This is a genomic window from Streptomyces rubradiris (genome assembly GCF_016860525.1).
GTDB lineage: Bacteria > Actinomycetota > Actinomycetes > Streptomycetales > Streptomycetaceae > Streptomyces > Streptomyces rubradiris.
Genome location: NZ_BNEA01000015.1, coordinates 3,915,610 through 3,932,332 on the forward strand (window position 1 = coordinate 3,915,610; position 16,723 = coordinate 3,932,332).

Annotated in this window: 13 protein-coding genes; 9 read left to right on the plus strand and 4 right to left on the minus strand. The window is 72.3% G+C overall.

The window, feature by feature from the left end; genetic code table 11:
* Window positions 1–81: 81 nt before the first annotated feature.
* Complete coding sequence (locus Srubr_RS30540; protein ID WP_189995351.1) at window positions 82–402, plus strand: CBS domain-containing protein; 321 nt, start codon at window positions 82–84, stop codon at window positions 400–402.
* Window positions 403–457: 55 nt separating this feature from the next.
* On the plus strand, window positions 458–778 hold the full coding sequence (locus tag Srubr_RS30545) for an SCO5918 family protein (RefSeq protein ID WP_189995229.1): 321 nt from the start codon (window positions 458–460) through the stop codon (window positions 776–778).
* Window positions 779–905: 127 nt separating this feature from the next.
* On the opposite strand, the gene Srubr_RS30550 is transcribed toward Srubr_RS30545, so the two are convergent.
* Window positions 906–1,280, minus strand: a complete 375-nt coding sequence (locus Srubr_RS30550) for a hypothetical protein (RefSeq protein WP_189995227.1) — start codon at window positions 1,278–1,280, stop codon at window positions 906–908.
* Between the two features lie 375 nt (window positions 1,281–1,655).
* On the opposite strand from Srubr_RS30550, the gene Srubr_RS30555 reads away from it, so the two are divergent.
* The gene (locus Srubr_RS30555; RefSeq protein WP_189995225.1) at window positions 1,656–2,000 is read left to right on the plus strand and encodes a helix-turn-helix domain-containing protein; all 345 of its coding nucleotides are present in this window, start codon (window positions 1,656–1,658) and stop codon (window positions 1,998–2,000) included.
* Window positions 2,001–2,372: 372 nt separating this feature from the next.
* On the opposite strand, the gene Srubr_RS30560 is transcribed toward Srubr_RS30555, so the two are convergent.
* Entirely contained in the window at window positions 2,373–3,245 is an 873-nt protein-coding gene (locus Srubr_RS30560; protein WP_189995223.1) for a LysR family transcriptional regulator, read from the minus strand.
* Between the two features lie 170 nt (window positions 3,246–3,415).
* On the opposite strand from Srubr_RS30560, the gene Srubr_RS30565 reads away from it, so the two are divergent.
* From Srubr_RS30565 to Srubr_RS30590, 6 genes are all read left to right on the plus strand, one after another.
* Window positions 3,416–4,825: a DHA2 family efflux MFS transporter permease subunit gene (locus Srubr_RS30565; RefSeq protein ID WP_189995221.1), complete on the plus strand. Its 1,410-nt coding sequence runs from the start codon at window positions 3,416–3,418 to the stop codon at window positions 4,823–4,825.
* 311 nt (window positions 4,826–5,136) lie between these two features.
* Entirely contained in the window at window positions 5,137–10,254 is a 5,118-nt protein-coding gene (locus Srubr_RS30570) for an HD domain-containing protein (protein ID WP_189995219.1), read from the plus strand.
* Window positions 10,251–10,604: a hypothetical protein gene (locus tag Srubr_RS30575; RefSeq protein ID WP_189995217.1), complete on the plus strand. Its 354-nt coding sequence runs from the start codon at window positions 10,251–10,253 to the stop codon at window positions 10,602–10,604. Before Srubr_RS30570 ends, Srubr_RS30575 begins: the two co-directional genes overlap by 4 nt.
* Complete coding sequence (locus Srubr_RS30580) at window positions 10,601–11,206, plus strand: hypothetical protein (RefSeq protein ID WP_189995215.1); 606 nt, start codon at window positions 10,601–10,603, stop codon at window positions 11,204–11,206. Before Srubr_RS30575 ends, Srubr_RS30580 begins: the two co-directional genes overlap by 4 nt.
* 46 nt (window positions 11,207–11,252) lie before the next feature.
* On the plus strand, window positions 11,253–11,501 hold the full coding sequence (locus Srubr_RS30585; protein ID WP_189995213.1) for a hypothetical protein: 249 nt from the start codon (window positions 11,253–11,255) through the stop codon (window positions 11,499–11,501).
* A 209-nt stretch (window positions 11,502–11,710) separates the two neighbouring features.
* On the plus strand, window positions 11,711–12,577 hold the full coding sequence (locus tag Srubr_RS30590; protein ID WP_189995211.1) for a diiron oxygenase: 867 nt from the start codon (window positions 11,711–11,713) through the stop codon (window positions 12,575–12,577).
* Between the two features lie 48 nt (window positions 12,578–12,625).
* Here the strand turns inward: Srubr_RS30590 and Srubr_RS30595 are convergent, their stop codons facing one another.
* Both Srubr_RS30595 and Srubr_RS30600 read right to left on the minus strand, forming a co-directional pair.
* The gene (locus tag Srubr_RS30595; RefSeq protein WP_189995209.1) at window positions 12,626–13,033 is read right to left on the minus strand and encodes a hypothetical protein; all 408 of its coding nucleotides are present in this window, start codon (window positions 13,031–13,033) and stop codon (window positions 12,626–12,628) included.
* 517 nt (window positions 13,034–13,550) lie between these two features.
* Window positions 13,551–16,628, minus strand: a complete 3,078-nt coding sequence (locus tag Srubr_RS30600) for an AfsR/SARP family transcriptional regulator (protein ID WP_189995207.1) — start codon at window positions 16,626–16,628, stop codon at window positions 13,551–13,553.
* Between the last annotated feature and the right edge of the window lie 95 nt (window positions 16,629–16,723).

Consider the following 16,723-nt stretch of genomic DNA (forward strand, 5'->3'; position numbering starts at 1 on the left):
TCTCCAGGGCCGCACGGGCCCCAGGCCGTCCCGCCTCTACCGAAGGAGACACCCTTGAGGCCAGCACGGACGCAGCACCGCATGCCGGACCCCGCCCCCGTGACCGCGGACGGGGACGTCGAAGGGCACGGGCCCCGGGTGTGGGACGGCATGACCGTCGAGGTGGCTCTGGCCGTCATGGCGGGCGCCCGGGTCGAGCACCTGACCGTGTGCGACGAGGACGACCGGAGCACGGGCCTGATCACCCGTGTCCGGCTCGCCGTGCTCCGCGACAGTTCCGCGTACACCGACCGGATCCGGCTGCGGGACGTCCTCGACGGATCGCTGCCCGAGCCCTGCGCCCGCCCCGATGACGTCGGTGAGCACGGCCGGAGTCCGGGCGTGCTCGCCCTCTCGCACTGATCCGCCTGGCCGGGCCGCCCCCTTCTCTTCCCCGACTTCTCCTCTGTGAGGCATCATGCGCTGTGTCATCGCCCGGTACCCGTTCGACCTGACCAGAACCGGGGTGCTGGACTCGATGAAGGGCGTCAGGCCCGAGCCCGTCACGGGCGCGTCCGTGACCATCGGACGCCGTCGCTACCCCGTCAAGCAGGTCGGCCGGGTCCTCACCCGGCAGGACCCGCGTGACTTCAGCGCCGGCGAGGTCACCCGGGCCATGACGCGCCTTGGCTTCACCTGCCACGACGTGCCCAGGGTCGCACCCGTGGGCGCGGCCGGACCCGATGCGCTCCGGACCGCGTCGGCACTGCTCGGCGGTCCCGGACCCGTGGCCGTATGACGACGGGCGGGAAACCGCCCTCGGTTTCCCGGTGGGGGCTCTTCCGACAGGTGTCGGAAGAGCCCCCACCGCTGTGTCGCCGTCCGCCCGGACACCGCGGGCCGGGCGAAGGGGCCCGGCCCGTGTCTCACCGGTCGGAGTAACTGAGGTCGCCCACGGACCACGCGCTGACGTCCTTGATGGCGACCCGGTACATGCCTCCCGTCTCCGGGATGCCGAGACTGCCCTGGAGGATGCGGGCGAGGTGGAAGTGCAGATGCGTGGGCGCCTCGTCACGGCCGGGCCGGGACCCTCGTGGGTCACGGGAGAAGACGCCCGCGAACGGGCCGAGACGGTCGGAGTCCTTCAGGACCTCCGCCACTCGCTCCCGCCACACGGCCTCGGGAGCCAACCGGCCGGTGATGACGGCGCCGCCGACGACCACGGTCAGCGACATCTGATTGCTTCGCTCGGACTCCACCGCGGCGGAGATGGCGACGAGCAGCTCATCAGGGTTAGACATGACAGCAGAGCTTATGCGGCCCGGCCGCCCCCGCACCGCCCGCGGGGCAGGAAGTGGTCGCACGGACGACCGGACGCGGGCGCCGACCCATCGGCGAGGAGTCGGTCACGCAAGGATTCATGTGCCGTCGAATGAGTAAACCTATTTTTGTCACTGTAGATAGTTGTCGCTGACAGGAGTACGTTTCTCTCGTGGACATGGTCGAGCGAGACCCGCCGGCCACGGACCGGCGGGTGGCAGCCTCCGCCCCGCCCGGCCGGACAGCGGAAACGGAAGGTCGGCACAGCAGCAGGGCCGGCAGATGGTTGAATTTCCTTCGGGGCCCTGGTGCCGTACGGCGCCAGGGCCCCTCTACGCGTTGCACAGCGAGGTGACATGACATCGGACAACCCTCTGAATGATCGTCTGGACGACGACGACTACCCCGCGTACACCATGGGCCGGGCAGCCGAGATGCTCGGTACCACCCCGGCCTTCCTGCGGGCCATCGGTGAGGCTCGGCTGATCACCCCGCTCCGCTCGGAAGGAGGACACCGCCGGTACTCCCGCTACCAACTGCGGATCGCCGCCCGCGCCCGCGAGCTCGTCGACAGAGGGACCCCGATCGAGGCCGCGTGCCGCATCGTCATCCTCGAGGACCAGCTCGAGGAAGCGCAGCGCATCAACGCCGAGTACCGCCGTGCCGCCGGCGAATCGGCGGGCAGCACCGGCTCCGGCTGACCCCACCCCGCCAGGGCCGCGCGACGGCGCTTTGCGACCCCGGGAACGGCTTCGGGCCTCGCACCGCGCCCAGTGCGGAAACCGCCAGGTCAACCGGGGCGCACTGAAGCCCAGCGCGCTGGAGACGGCGGAACTCCTGAACGACCTGGCGCAGTCGGCCCAGCACGCGGTCCTCGCCCGGCCCGACCCGCGCCTCGGCCGGCCTGCCGACCTGGTCGTCGCTCCGCGGGCGGGCACGCGCCCCACCCTGGAGCACGTCACCGGGCACCTGTGCGGCGAGGGCCTGGCGACCCGCACACTCCCCGAGCGGCTCGTCGTCGTGGACCGCTGCCCACGACCGCGACCGGCGAGATCGCCCGCGCCCGCCCGCCGTCAAGCCGCCAGTTGTCCGCGCAGTACCGTCTGCAACCCCACCAGGTTCGGGTTGGCCGAGTTGCGGTCCAGCCAGGTCATCGTGACCGCCGTGCGCAGGCGGGCGTCCTCCACCTCGATCACCGCGACCTCGCGGCGGTCCGCCTGGGCCCGCACAGCGACGTGCGGCAGCAGGGCGCAGCCCATCCCCGCGGCCACGCACGCGCCGAGGGTGCCGATGCTGGACACCTCCGCGACCGGTTCCTTGGCGGCGCCGGAGAAGGCGCCGTCGTACATCTCCCGGAAGCCGCAGCCCCGTTCGGTGGCCAGGAACGGCTCCTCGGCAAGGTCGGCGAGCGGTGCCCGGCCGCGCTCGGCCAGCGGATGGCCCGGTGGGACGATCACCACGAGCGGCTCCTCGGCGAGTGTCTCGGCCCGCAGCCCCGCGTCCGCCGGCGGGGCGCCGAAGGTCAGGCAGACGTCGACGTCACCGCGGCGCACCGCCTTGTACAGCTCCCCCCGGTTGCCCTGGGTGACGCGGACCCGCGCCTGCGGGTACAGCGAGCGGTAGCGCGCGAGCACGCCGGGCAGCAGATGCAGGCACACCGTCTCCAGCGCGCCCACCGCGACCTCCGCGCCGGGCCGGGACACCGCCCAGCGGGCCTCCTCCAGCAGCTTGAGGATGCGCTCGGTGTACTCCGACAGCACCATGCCCTGCGGGGTCAGCCGTACCCGCCGCTGGGACCGGTCGAGCAGGTCCACCCCCAGTTCGCGCTCCAGGGCCTGGATCTGGTCACTGACGCTGGACTGCGCGTAATGCAGTTCCCTGGCCGCCTGGGTGACGCTGAGCGTCCGGGCGACCGTCTCGAACGTCCGAAGATGTCGTAGCTCCACGTCCTGGCTCCCCCTTGCTCGACCCATCGGCTGAGCCGATGTTACCCATAGGGAATTCCCGTCGTCACCAGCGGCAATTCACCTTTCCGGTCCGCTTGAATGGTTTGCGCCGCCCGCACAACTTCCTTTTCCGCGGCGGTAATTCGCGCTGTCCGACGAAGGAGAATCACATGTCGACGCAGGCGGAAACGCGCCGGGCCTCCGTCGCACCGGCACCAACCGACAAGCCCTCGCGGACCCTGCTGGCCGGTCTCTCGCTCGGCTACTTCATGGTCCTGCTGGACATGACGATCGTCTCGGTGGCACTGCCCGCCATCTCCACCAGCCTCCACGTCGGGCTGAGCGGTCTGCAGTGGGTCACCAACGGCTACACCATCACCTTCGCCGCCCTGCTGCTGACGGCCGGCTGGCTGTCGGACCGGCTCGGCGGGCGCCGGGTCTTCCTGTGGGGCCTGGCGGCCTTCGGCGTCCTCTCCGGTGTCAGTGCCGCCGCGAACACCCTCGGCGCGCTGGTCGCCCTGCGCCTGGCGCTCGGTGTGGCGGGGGCGCTGCTGCTGCCCGCCTCGCTTGCGGTGATCACCAACGCCTACGGCAACCCCGCCGACCGCGCCCGTGCCGTCGGCAACTGGGCCGCGATCACCGGGCTCGCCCTGGCCGCCGGGCCGCTGGTCGGCGGCGCGCTCACCGACACCGTCGGCTGGCGCGCGATCTTCCTCATCAACGTGCCGCTGGCGCTGGTCAGTTTCGTGATCACGATGCGCCTGGCCCCGGAGACCGCCATCAAGGAGCGCGGCGGCCTCGACGTCACCGGCCAGGTCGGCGCGGTCGTCGCGCTGGGCGCCCTGTCGTACGCGCTGATCGAGGGCCCGGCCAAGGGCTGGGGAGCCGGGGCGGTGGTCGCCGGCCTCGTGCTGGCCGCCGTGGCCGCCGCGGTGTTCGTCGCCGCCGAGTCGCGGGCCGGGGACGCGGCGATGCTGCCGCTGCGCATGTTCCGCAGCCGCGGCTTCTCCGCCGCGCTCGCCTCCGGTCTGCTCGCCAACTTCGGCCTGTCCGGGCTGCTGTTCGTGCTGTCGCTGTACTTCCAGGAGAGCCGCGGCTACTCCTCCTTCAGCGCCGGTCTGGCCTTCCTGCCGCTGACCCTGCCCACCGCCTTCAACCCGATCTACACCGGGCGGCTGGTCGGCCGCATCGGCCCGCGCCGCCCCGCCACCACCGGGTTCGTCCTGATGGGCGTCGGCGCGCTGCTCCAGGCGCCGTTCACCGGCGACTCCGCCCTGGCCCCGACCGCCACCGTGGCCGGACTGCTCGCCTTCGGCTTCGGCGTCTCCTTCGCCCTGCCCGCGCTGGTGGCGGGCACGGCGAGTTCCGTACCGCCCGAGCTGGCCGGCATCGGGGCCGGCGCGCTCAACTCCGCCCGCCAGGTCGGCGCCTCCCTCGGTGTCGCCGTCCTCGGTGCGGTGCTCAACCTGTCCGCGACCAACGCCGGCGGCACCCGGTGGGCGCTCGTCGTCGGCGGACTGACCCTGCTGGCCGGGGCGCTGATCACCGTGACGGGCCTGCGGGGCCGTACCGCGAGCTGAACCCGCCCCGGCCCCACGCGCGGCGCCCCTGCCCCAGCCACTGGAGGAGCATGGGCGACCGCGTCACCGTACGCCCGTCCCCGGCCGGCCCGCCGGTCCCGCGCGTGGACGGGGGACGACCACCTCGCCTTCGTCACCTGGAAGCCCCGCGCCGCGCGGCTGCCCCGCCCTTTCCCGAACCGGGACACGGCTCATCGCCACCGCACCGGCTGGAATCAGCCAATGCGGAGAGAGGGAAAGGAAAGCCGAACGAACCGTCTTGGCCGGGGCGGGTGTCACCATGGGCGGAACGGCGGAGTTCAGGGGGGCGAGTGGCAGACAAGGGACGTGTGGCCCTGCTCATCGGCGTGGGCGCGAACCCGGGGGCGGAACACCTTCTTCCGCCCCTGGCGGAGACGGTCGCCACGGATCTGGAGGTCCTGGGCACCTCCCTGCGCGGCAGCGGGTACGCGGTGCGGACCCTGCTGAATCCCACCCGCAACGAGATCACGGCGGGCGTCGCCGACTTCTCCGGCGGCGCGCCCCCGGACAGCACGGTGCTCCTCTACTTCACCGGACACGGCGTCCGGATCGGCACCACCGACTACCTGGTCCCGGCCGACGCCCGTGCCCCCGCGAGCGACGACGCGGCCGGGTGGGAGCAGCCGCACGTGCGGGAGTCGCTCCTGGAAGCCGACATCAGCCGCTATCTGGCCAACTGCTCGGCCGGCACCGTGCTGTGGGTGATCGACGCCTGCCGCTGGGGCGTGGGCGAACAGGGCGTGGCCTTCGGCAGCAACGTGGTCGCGGGTCCCCCGCACGGCGGCTTCGCCATGATGACGAGCTGCGGCCCCGGTCAGCCCAGCGGCTTCACGGAGACCGGCAGCTTCTTCACCGCGGCGCTGGCCCGTGCCTTCGACCCGCTGACCGAGGCCACGACGGTGGAGCAGGTGTACCGGGCGACCGAACACGCGACCCGCACGCTCTGCCAACGGGCTCAGCGCCCGCCGCAGAAGGTCGGCGTCTACTACGGCCACGACCTGGCGGAGCGGACCAGGGCCCTGGCGGTCGCCGAGGGCAGGCGGCTGCTCGAACCCTGGCAGGACGTCGTGCGCACGTCCGCCCTCTGGGAGCGGGTCCCGGACGGCGACGCGGAAGCCGTGGCCCATCTCCAGGACTGTCTGTCCCGCCTCGCCGCCCAGGCCGCCCGCCATGTGCACCGCGCCCAGGAGCGGCTGCCGGACCCCTGGGCCGACGACGAGTATCCGGTGCGGCTGCTGTCCGAGCGCCTCCCCCAGCTCCTGCCCAAGGGCGCCGAGCTGTCCGCCCTGGAGGTCACCGCGCTGATCGCGGGCGTCCTGTTGCACGAGACGGCCTGGGCCGACCGGCTGAGCCAGGCCGCCGAACTGCTTCCGCAGCTGGTGTGGCGCCGCCCGGACGCCGACGGTCAGCGGCGGCACTACGAGCAGATCACCGAGCAGTACCCGCAGCTCACCGAGAAACTCACGGACCTCCACACGTGGCTGGCGGACCCCGGGGACGACCGGCACGCCGTCACACTGTGGCTGGTCCACCGCTGGATCGCCGAGCGGTTCGTGACCGACGAGGAGCCCGTACCCGCCGTACTGGCCGACGAGTTCGTGGCCCGGCTGCTGGACGTCACCCCGCCGGCGGCGGGCGAGCGGCTCGGCGGCCGGGCCGGGGCGCTGTCCACGGCGCTGCGCGCGGTCGCCGCGGGGATCACCGCCGGGGCCCCGCCGGACGACGAGCGGCTGCCGCCGGACCGCCACGTCGTGCGCAGGACACCGTGGCGCCTGCGGGTGCGTCCGCTCGCCGCGCTGCTCCGCCTCGCGGGTCTGATCGCCTTCGACACCCGGTGTCTGCCGGAGGTCCTCGCCGAACACCTCGCCGTCTCCGACGCGGTGGTGCCGGGCGAGGTGGTCACCGTGCTCCGGGACGCCTTCTGGGACCTCGACCAGGACGGGAACACCCCGCCCACGCTGCAACTGGACGCGGTGTGCCCGCACCCGGCGGTACACGCCGCGCTCGCCTCGGTCGTCGAGGACGCCGACGACCTCGGCCATCTGCTGCGGGAGTCGGCCCGCCACCTCCCGCGGGAGGAGTCCGCGCTGCTCCGTGCGCTGCCCGCGCGGCTGGCCGACCACCGGCTCCGCCCGGACCGCGCCCGCGGCACGGACGCGTACGACGTGCCGCTCGCGCGGTTCTCCCTGGCGCAGACCGAGATCCGCAGGCTGCTGATGGGTGAGAAGCTGTACGACGGCCAGCCCGCGCTCGCGCTGCGGGAGCTGTACCAGAACGCCATGGACGCCTGCCGTTACCGGGAGATGCGGGTCAGGTACCTGCGCTCGCTCGGCAGGGAACCGGCCACATGGGCGGGCCTGATCCGGATCGAGACCGGCGAGGACGCCCGCGGACGCTACGTCGAGTGCGTGGACAACGGCGTCGGCATGACCGTCGACCAGCTCAGGAACACCTTCACCCGGGCCGGCCGACGCTTCGACCAGTCCCATGCCTTCCGCCGCGAGCAGGCCGCCTGGCTGCGGCACGACAGCTCGCTGCGGCTGTACCCCAACAGCCGGTTCGGCATCGGGGTGTTCAGCTACTTCATGCTCGCCGACGAGATGTCGATCGTGACCCGGCCGGTCGGCACGGACGGCCGCCCCGCCCGGACCGCCTGGCGCGTCGAGATCCCGGTCAGCGGCAGCCTCTTCCGGGTGCGGGAGGACGACGAGCAGGACGGGACGCTGCTGCCCGAGGGCGGCACCCGCGTCCGGCTGTACCTGCGGCGCGCGAGCGCGCTGCCCGACGACTCCGCGGTGGCGGTGCTGCGCTCCCTGGTCCTGCTCAGCGAGTTCCGGCTGGAGGTGCGCGACCAGGACGGCACCGGGGAGACCTGGCAGCCCGGACGCCTCAAGACGGGTGACGGGCCCGGCGAGTTCTCCACCCGGTTCGTCGTCGAGGCCGTGCCCGGCACGCTGTGGTGGGTCTCGGGCAACGGGGCGATCGTGAGCGACGGCATCGCCACGGACCAGCGGCCCTTCGGGTACGTGCTCAATCTGTCGGGCCCGCACGCGGGCGAACTCAGCGTCAACCGCAAGAAGCTGGAGAAGTACGACGTCCTGTGGGCCCGCGAGCAGTTCGCGCGGGGCGCCCGCGCCCTCGCCACGGGGGCCCCGCTGAGCCTGGAGTGGCTGTGGGAGCTGGAATCCCGTGAGCCCTCGATCGCCCGAGTGCTGTGGAAGACGCTGCGCGGGCACGGCGTCCCGGTGTCGGGCGGTCATGGCCGGCGGATGGATCTCGACGAGGTCGGCTGGTTCCGGCTGGACAAGTCCCTCGACGACGAGCGCCTGGGGCACCAGGACAAGAAACTCTCGCAGGCGGTCCGGCCCTGGCGGCTGGCCGCTCTCGGGCCCGGGTTCCGGACCCGAAACCAGGCGGTTCCGCTGTCCCTGGCGGGCCACCCCGTTCCGCAGCCCGGCTGGTCGTACATCGCGGAGAGCGTCGGCGGCGACTGGCGTGACGCGGTGCTGGCCGCCCATGAACAGGACATGACGGTGGCGGAGGTGCTGCGCGTGGCGCGTGGCCTGCGCATCGCGCATCCGCGCCTGGCCGGCCCCGCCGTGCTCACCGACGGCGACCTGGACTGGGAACCGGGCTTCACCGACTGGTGCGTCATGGAGGGGCTCCTGGGCAGCGAGCCCGATGGGCTGGACAGGCTCAAGATCAGCGTCTGGGGGCAGTCCGTGCCCCGCAAGCGACGGGTCGTCGACGAGATGTACTACCGGCACGCCCCGGACGATCTCTCCGGCATCGTCCGTGCCTCCGCCCGCTTCGGCACGCCCCTCGGCGAGCTGGCCGAGACATGCGCCCGGTACGCGCCCTTCGTGGGCCGGCCGCTGGGGGACGTCCCGGACCACCACCGCGACCACGTCTGTTCCGAGGCCGAGCTGAAGCTCCTCTACCTGAAGGAGGACAAGCACCGGGCGCGGCCCGCGATCCACCCCTGGGACGTACGGGTGGTGGCCGCCGCGACCGGCCTCGGCACGGCCGAAGTGACGCGCCGGATGGCCGAGTTCGCCTGGCTGGGCCGCCCCGCGCCCGATCCGGTCCTGGCCGCCCGGTGGGATGCCGTGTCACCGGAGGTGTTCCCGGTCCTGCGCCACTACCTCGGCCACGACGGCGCGGGCCGCCCCGTGCTGCCGTGGGCCGCCACGGTGGACCTGGCCGCGGAGTGCGAGCTCACCGTGTGGGAGGCCGAACGCGTCCTGGCCCGCGAGACGGAGGCCCTCGGAGTCGTCCTCCGCCGGCGCTACACCAGGCGCTCGCCCGGCCGGGACGCGGCACCCTCCCCCGACACGGGCAACCTCGTGCGGTGGCTGCACGACGAGGGCATCCGGCTGGAGGACGGCGTCTCGCTGCGGGACCTGGCGTTCGTCCGCTCCCACGACACGTCGTGGGAGGAACTGTCCTGGTACGCGGACGAGTTGAGGGAGGCCAGGGTGCGGCTGCCCGACGCGGGAAGCCTGCTGCGCGCCTGGGACGACCTCCCGACGCCCAGCAGGTACGCGTTCTCCGGGGAGGACCCCAGCTGGGACGGCGCCGACTATCCCGTACCGGCGACCTCGGCCGTGCTGTTCACCGGAAGCCAGCGGCTCCGGCAGAAGCTGTCGGTGCTGTGGGACACCGCGCACCGGGAGGCCCGGAACCTCGGGCTGAGCGCCGGGCTGGTCGCCCCGCGCCCGCCCGAGGAGCTGGAGGAGTACGCCCCGACCTGGGAGGAGACGGCGGTACTGATCGACACGGGCCCGGACGAGGACCAGGACTACGAGTGGTGGGAGACCCCTCGCTGGACCCCGCTCACCGCGAAAGGGCTCGTGGACTACGCCCGCGGCCGCAATCTCGGCGCGCGGGCGGCGTACCGGGCACTGGCTCCGCTGCGGGCCATCGGCGCGCTCGTGCCGGAGCTGTCCGAGGAGGCGCGGGCCGCTCTGCCGGACGACGTGCCCACCGCCCACGACGCGGTCGCCGTCGACCCGGCGTACCGCGTCTCCCCGCCCGGGACCCCGCTGCTGCCGCTCGACCTGGTCGGCATCGCCGGCCGGCTCGGCGAGTCCGTACGCCACACCTGGCAGCGGCGCATCACCCCCTACCTCGCCCTGGAGGAGGTGCCGCCGTCGATCACCGGCGTCCCCGACGTCGTACCCGGCTGGCAGGACCTGACGATCCTCTCCGCACACCTCGACGGGCGGCTCCCGCAGGCGACCGGCCCGGTCGGGCGGGACCGGATCGAGCGGTGTGCCCGCGCCGTGGACGAGACGCCCGAGTGGGTGCGCGGGCGCCTGGAGGTGTACGCGGACATGTTCGGGCTCCGGTTCGAGTCCGCCGACGTCCCGGGAGAGCGGTCCGGGGAACGGGAGGAGACAGCATGACGCGGGCGCACGATCACGGCGTGCCGTACGCCGACGTGGACGCCGGTGACGTCGACGCCGCCCTGTTCACCCAGGAACCCGCCCCGGACGGAAGCGGAGTGATCGTCTCCGGGAGGTGCCCGCGCTGTCACGGCGCCACCCGGACGCTGTTCCCGTGGGCCCGGCCGGGCACCGGGTCGAAGGGCGGACTGGGACGGCTCCTCGGAAGGGGTACGACGAGCCGGGCGCAGGACGAGCCGGAGCCGCTGCTCGCGGAAGTGCACCTGTGCGAGTGCGGCCACGCCCACCCCCAGTGCCCCCCGGACACGCACTACGTCGGATGCGGCGCGAGCTGGCGGATACGGCGATGAGCACGCGTTCCGACCGCCGCTGGGCCGAACTCGCCCGCGAACTGGAGTTCACCCGGCTTCCGGAACTGCGCCGGCAGGCGGAAGGGTGGCGCACCGGCCTGACGGGCCTGACGGCCCTGTTCGCGGTCCTCGTGCTGCTGAAGGGGCGGGACAACCTCGCCGACCTGTCCGACGCGGCCCGCGTGACCGCCACCGGGCTGCTGTTCACCGCCTTCGTGCTGTTGGTCGCCGGGTCGCTGCTGGCCGTACGGGCGGCGCACGGCACCGTGGAGCGCGAGATCCTCCTGGGCGGGCAGGCGCTGCGCCGCTGGACCGAGCGGGAGGTGGCACGGGTGACCCGGGCACTGGTCCGGGCCCGCCTGTGCTGCGTCCTGGGAGTGGTCCTGGTCGTCGCGGCGCTGTTCGTCGCCTGGGTGACGACGCCCGGGTCCGGCGGGCAGCCGGTGATCGTGAAGACCGGCACCGACGTGCTGTGCGGCGAACTGATCCGCGCCGACCGGAACCACGTGGAGCTCCGCACGGGGACGAACGGCAAGGTCTCGGTCCCCTGGTCGGCCATAGCGAGCCTGGAACCCGGCGAGGTCTGCGGCAAGGAACCGTAGCCCGCGCCCGGGAGGGGCGCGCTCCGGTCCGGGTAACGTCCTCCTCATGCCATTCGATCAGGTCTGTCCGCGCTGTGAGCAGGACTGGGTCCGTCCGTACCGCTTCAAGAGCGATGGCGCGCGGTTCCTGCTGTGCACCGAGTGCGACTCGATGTGGTGGCCCGGCGAGACCGTGGCCATCCGCTGCGCGAGCTTCCTCGACGATGTCGTCGCGGCCCGCCTCGGGGTCGCGGAACCGTGGACCGACCGGGTCTGGGCCGACGTCCTCGAGCCCGTACCCGACCCCGCGCGGTGAGGCGCGCGGGCGGCTCCTGTCGGGTTGCCGCCACCGGTGCCGCTCCGTCCGCAGGCGCCCCGGCAGCTCCTCCCCGTCACGCCTGACGCACCCCTGGAACGGCGAAAAGGCGCTGTTCCAAGGGCTCCGGAGCGCAAGTTAGCGTGAAGCGCGGGCAAACCGGGCCGAACTGACAAGCACCCGGCGGGGCCGCCGCGACGGGAGGCACCGTGACCGACGACCACGACTTCCGGAAGCTGCTCGACCGGCTGTCCGCCGAGGCGGGCGGCGACCAGTGCGACCCGTACACCGCCCTCGCGTGGCCGCCCGCGCTGCCCGGGGACGAGTACTGGTTCTCGCCGGAGCTGCTGTCCGTGCACGGTACGGAGTACGCCGACGAGCTGAGCGACGAGCAGTTGTGCGTCCTCAGCCGCTGGGAGAGCGTCAACTTCTACAGCCTCGGCGTCCACGGCATCCGTGAACTGCTCATCGAGGTGATGCGGCGCCTCCACACCCCCGGATTCGAGGTGCCGTCCGGGCTCTTCCACCGCTTCGTCGGTGAGGAGAACGAGCACATGTGGTTCTTCGCCACCTTCTGCCTGAAGTACGGCGGCCGGATCTACCCGGACAAGAAGCTCCGGCCGCCCTCCGCCGACCAGGACCCCGCGCTGGAGGACTTCCTGGTCTTCGCCCGGATTCTGCTCTTCGCGCAGGTCGTCGACCACTACAACGTACGGCTCGCGGCGGACACCCGCCTGCACCCCACCATCCGGCAGCTCAACCGGAACCACCACCGGGACGAGGGCCGGCACATCGCGTTCGGGGTGCGGCTGGTCCGGCTGCTGTGGGAGCGGCTGGCGGAGTCCGGGCTGGACGAGGAGGGGCGCCGGGCCACCGGCCGCCATCTGACGGAGTACCTGCGGGAGACCATGGCGTCCTTCTACAGCCCGGCCGCCTACCGCGACGCGGGCCTCGCCGACGGGCCCGGCCTGCGCAAACGGCTCCTGGACCATCCGGCACGGCAGGCCGCGCACGCCCGGGTGCTGCACAGGACGACCGGCTTCCTGCACCGGATCGGGGTGCCGGTGACCGTGTGACACCCGCTCCCGTCCCCGTCGACAGCGCCTCGCTGAGGGCCGGGCGGGTCAGCGGGCGCCGCCCTGCCCGGGGTCGTTGAACGTGATCCCGGAGAAGTCACGCCCTTGCAGGACCGGTCCGTTCTGCGTCCCGCCGCTGATCGTGTTGCTGGTGTCCCCCTGGCCGGTTCCCAGCCTCCGCGCCTGCTCGTGCCATCGCGTCAGGCCGGCCAGGAACCAGGGGTCGCGCTCGGCCCGGAGTGCGAGGACCTCGCTCAGCGCCCGCGCCCGCGCGACATCGTGCGGGGCCTCGGCCAGGGAGGCCAGTTCGACCTCTCCGGTCACCGGCTCCGGTTCCTCCCCCGCCGCGGGCCTTCTCCGCACCAGCCCGCTCAGCGCCGCCCACAACTGCCGCCCGGCCTCACCGGCCGCCCCGGTCGCCAACGTCACCAGGAGTCCCGCCGAGATCGAGTCCATGCCCGCGCTCCTTGTCCCCGACGAAGCGGTACCGATCGGAGCGCCATGGTCTCAGAGCCCCGCCCCCACCGGGGAGAAGGCGAACCGGCCTCTCCCCGGGGTGGGAGGGCCGGTCAGCCGCGCGTGGGGCCGGTGTCCGGTACCCGACCGCGTGGCTGCGATCAGGTCCAGAAAATTGCCTCTGTCATATGCCAGGAGCTGACGGGGAGCCACCATTCGCCATCACAAAGTAAGCGATACATGTGAGCCCAATGGCGAGCATGAACTTCACTCTGTCGTCGAACCTTTCACGACCGGAAGAGAGGAGGAAACGCGGAAGAGCGCAGGCGCACGGGAACACCGCCATGAAGATGGTGGGTTGGCGCCGCAGCGAGGTAATCGTATCCCGACGCATCACGTGCAACCGCACGACCGCCGGAGAGGACTTCCGAAGTCCGGTACGCAAAGCCTCTCACGCGGCGGCCACCCGGTTTGTCCGGCCGTGGCGACTCAATGCCGAATACGGGCGCTCTCGCCCCTACTGCACAGACTCGTTCAGTGTCCCGCGCAGCTCCGCCAGAGCCCGCGCGGCGCGGGCTTCCTCGACCGGGGCGCCGATGCTGCGGCTCACGGTGAGGCTCTCCTCCAAGTGCGCCACGGCTTGCTCCGTGCGCCCCGTGTCGCGCTCCGCCAGGGCCAAGTCGTACAGCACTTCGGCCTCTTCACCTGTCGCGTGAATGCGGCGGATCACCGCGAGGGCGGCGATGTGCCGGGGCAGGGCCTCCTCGCCGCGGCCGGCCGCGCGGTGGGCCCTGCCGATGCGGTTGAGAGCGATGGCCTCGCCACGACGGTCGCCCACGGCTCGCAGCACCGGCAGGACCCTGCCGTACAGGGCGAGGGCCTCCTCGGTCTTCCCGAGGGTGTCCAGGACACTCGCCAAATTCATCTCCAGAGTGGCCCGGTCCCTTTTGTTTCCCATTCCCTCCGCCACACTCATCGCCTCACGATAAGCACTCTCGGCGGCCTCCGGGTCTCCCATCCGCTGGCACAGTTCCGCGATGTTGTTCAGCGTGCTGTACCTTCCCCGGTCGTCACCTATTTCCGTGAAATCAGCCAACGCCGAGGTAAAGCAGTCCAACGCCTCACGATTTTCGGCGAGGTGGAGGTGAAGGATGCCCAACAAATTCCTGCTCCGGGCGATCTTCCGCTTGTTGTCCGTTCGCAACAGGAAATGAAGCGACTCCTTCTGCAATTTCTGCGCCTGCGCGTACTGCCCCGTCTGCCACAACGGAATCGACAACTGGTGGACGCACTCGCTCCGCAGCTCCCATTCGCCGAGGTCGCGTGCGGCCTCCAAAGCCTCGGTCACGGCCGCGATGGCCTCCGCGTAGCGGGAGCTGTGGGTGTGGACGGCGCCGAGGTCGAGCAGGGCGCGGGCCCTGGCCGCGCTGTCACCTGCGGATTCCCAGTGGGCGACGGCCCGCCGCAGCAGCGGCTCGGCCGCGAGGACGTGCCCTTCCATATCCAGGAAACCAGCCAACACATGGACCGCGATGGCCAGTTGGCGTTCCGTGCCGTGATGCGCGAGCCAGTCCAGCGTGTCGAGCAGATTGGCGCCCTCGGCGATCAGCCATTGCTCGGCCGCCTGTGCGTCGGCGAGTTCCGGACCCGACACAACTGGCACATCTGTAAAGTCGGCGATGCGCGAACGGAAGGGATAGGCCAGCCTGTCGGCCCGGTCCGCAGTGTTGACGTAGTGATCGACCAGGGCCCGCACGGCCCGCCGGCAATCGTCCTCGGTCTCCACGTCGCCGACTTCGATCATCAACGAACGTGCGTAGTCACGCAGGAGGTCGTGCATCGTGAACCGGTACGGAGATTTTTCGGAAACCAGGTGATGCGCCAGGAGTTCTTCCAGTATCCGCCCGGCCACCGGGACGGACAGGCCGGTGAGCGCCGCCACCGCGTGCGGCGTGAATTCCGTGCCGACATGCAGCCCGATGCGCCGGAAGACCAGTTGCTGCTCCGCGCTCAGCGCACGGTAGGACAGGTCGAAGACACGCACCATCGCCCGTTCCCCGTCGTGCAGTTGGGCCAGGTGCGCGCCGCCGGTGCGCAGTTGGCGCAGCAGGTCGGACGTGCCCCAGGAGGGCCGGGCGAGCAGCCGGCTCGCGGCGATCTCGATGGCCAGGGGCAGGTAGCCGCACATCCGGACGATCTCGGCGATGTCCGACTCATCCGTGCCGGGCCGCACCCCCAGCCGCCTCGTGAACAGCGCCATCGCGTCCTCGCGCGGCAGCACGTCGAGGGAGACCGGCCGTACCCCGGGAAGCCCGGGGAGCCGGCGGCGGCTGGTCACGATGACCGCCGCCGGGGAGGCTCCCGGGAGCAGCGGGCGGACCTGGTCGGATCCGGCGGCGTCGTCCAGGATCACCAGCATCCGGCGGTCCCGGGCCGTCGCCCGCCAGAGGGCGACCAACTCGTCCGTGTCGTGGGGCAGTTCCTTGGCGTCCAGACCGGTCAGCCGCAGCAGTTCGGTGAGCGCCCGGGCCGGGGCGGTGACCGTGCGGTCGGGGTGGGCCCCGCCCAGGTGCAGGAAGATCCGCCCGTCGGGGAAGCGGTCCCGTAATCGGTGCCCCAGGTGGACGGCCAGCGCCGTCTTGCCGACGCCGCCCATCCCGTCGATCGCCTCCACCGTGACGACCACGCCGGGGCTGCCCTGTCCTTCGCAGAGCGCGGAGGTGAGCCGGCGCAGCTCCTCGCGCCGGCCGACCCACGGGACGTCCCGCGGCAGGTTGTCCGGGACCTGGCGGGCCGGCCGTGCGGGCTTCTTCTCGTCGGCGCCGGTGCGCCTGAGCAGATCCGCCGCCGGGGTGCCGGACAGGATGCCCTGGTGGACGCGGTGCAGGCAGCGTCCGGCGTCGAGGCCGATGTCGCGCACGACGCGCTGCCGCGTCCGCTGGAGCAGCCTGGTGGCCTCGGCCGTGCGGTTGCAGCCGTACAGGGCGATGGCCAGCCGCTCGGCCAGTGCCTCGTCCACCGGATGCTCCTCGGCCAGGGGCAGCAGCACGGGGACGGCGTCGGCGAACCTGCCCTCGCCGAGCAGGATCTCGGTCCGGGTCATCGCCGCCGCGAGGCTGGTCTCGCCGACGGCGGTGCGCAGGTGCTCCGCCCAGGAACCGGCGATCCCGGCCAGCGGTTCGCCGCGCCACAGCCCGTCCGCCCGGTCCAGCAGGCGCAGGGCGGCCTCCTGGTCGTCGCTGTCCCTGAGGGCACGGGCCTGGTGCACACAGCTCTGGTAGCAGCGCAGGTCCACCCGGTCCGGGTCGACCTGGAGCACGTAGGAGTTGGTGCGGCTGGTGATCGGGGGCGCGTCGCTGCCGGCGATCCGCAGGGAGGCGCGGACGCGGGAGACGTGCGCGTGCAGCGCTTCCCGGGCCTTGCCGGGCGGATGGTCGTCCCAGACCCGGTGGATCAGGGTGTCCACGCTCACGGTGCGGCCCGCGTCCCACGCCAGGGCGGCCAGGGTGAGCCGGGTCTTGGTCGAGCGGAGATCACCGCGCCGGCCGGCCGCTCGTACCTCGACCGCTCCTGAGAGCCGAATCTCGAACTCCACCAGCGTCCTCCCGCCGGTAGGGCCTGCCCGGGTCTTCGAGAGTGTCATGGACTCGCTCCCACAGGCCATAACCGGAACTGACCAGTCCAAAATTG

Coding starts and splice junctions, on each gene's coding strand:
- Srubr_RS30540 (WP_189995351.1), top strand. CDS start 82: ATGCCGGACCCCGCCCCCGTGACCGCGGACGGGGACGTCGAAGGGCAC.
- Srubr_RS30545 (WP_189995229.1), top strand. CDS start 458: ATGCGCTGTGTCATCGCCCGGTACCCGTTCGACCTGACCAGAACCGGG.
- Srubr_RS30550 (WP_189995227.1), bottom strand. CDS start 1,280: ATGTCTAACCCTGATGAGCTGCTCGTCGCCATCTCCGCCGCGGTGGAG.
- Srubr_RS30555 (WP_189995225.1), top strand. CDS start 1,656: ATGACATCGGACAACCCTCTGAATGATCGTCTGGACGACGACGACTAC.
- Srubr_RS30565 (WP_189995221.1), top strand. CDS start 3,416: ATGTCGACGCAGGCGGAAACGCGCCGGGCCTCCGTCGCACCGGCACCA.
- Srubr_RS30575 (WP_189995217.1), top strand. CDS start 10,251: ATGACGCGGGCGCACGATCACGGCGTGCCGTACGCCGACGTGGACGCC.
- Srubr_RS30580 (WP_189995215.1), top strand. CDS start 10,601: ATGAGCACGCGTTCCGACCGCCGCTGGGCCGAACTCGCCCGCGAACTG.
- Srubr_RS30585 (WP_189995213.1), top strand. CDS start 11,253: ATGCCATTCGATCAGGTCTGTCCGCGCTGTGAGCAGGACTGGGTCCGT.
- Srubr_RS30595 (WP_189995209.1), bottom strand. CDS start 13,033: ATGGACTCGATCTCGGCGGGACTCCTGGTGACGTTGGCGACCGGGGCG.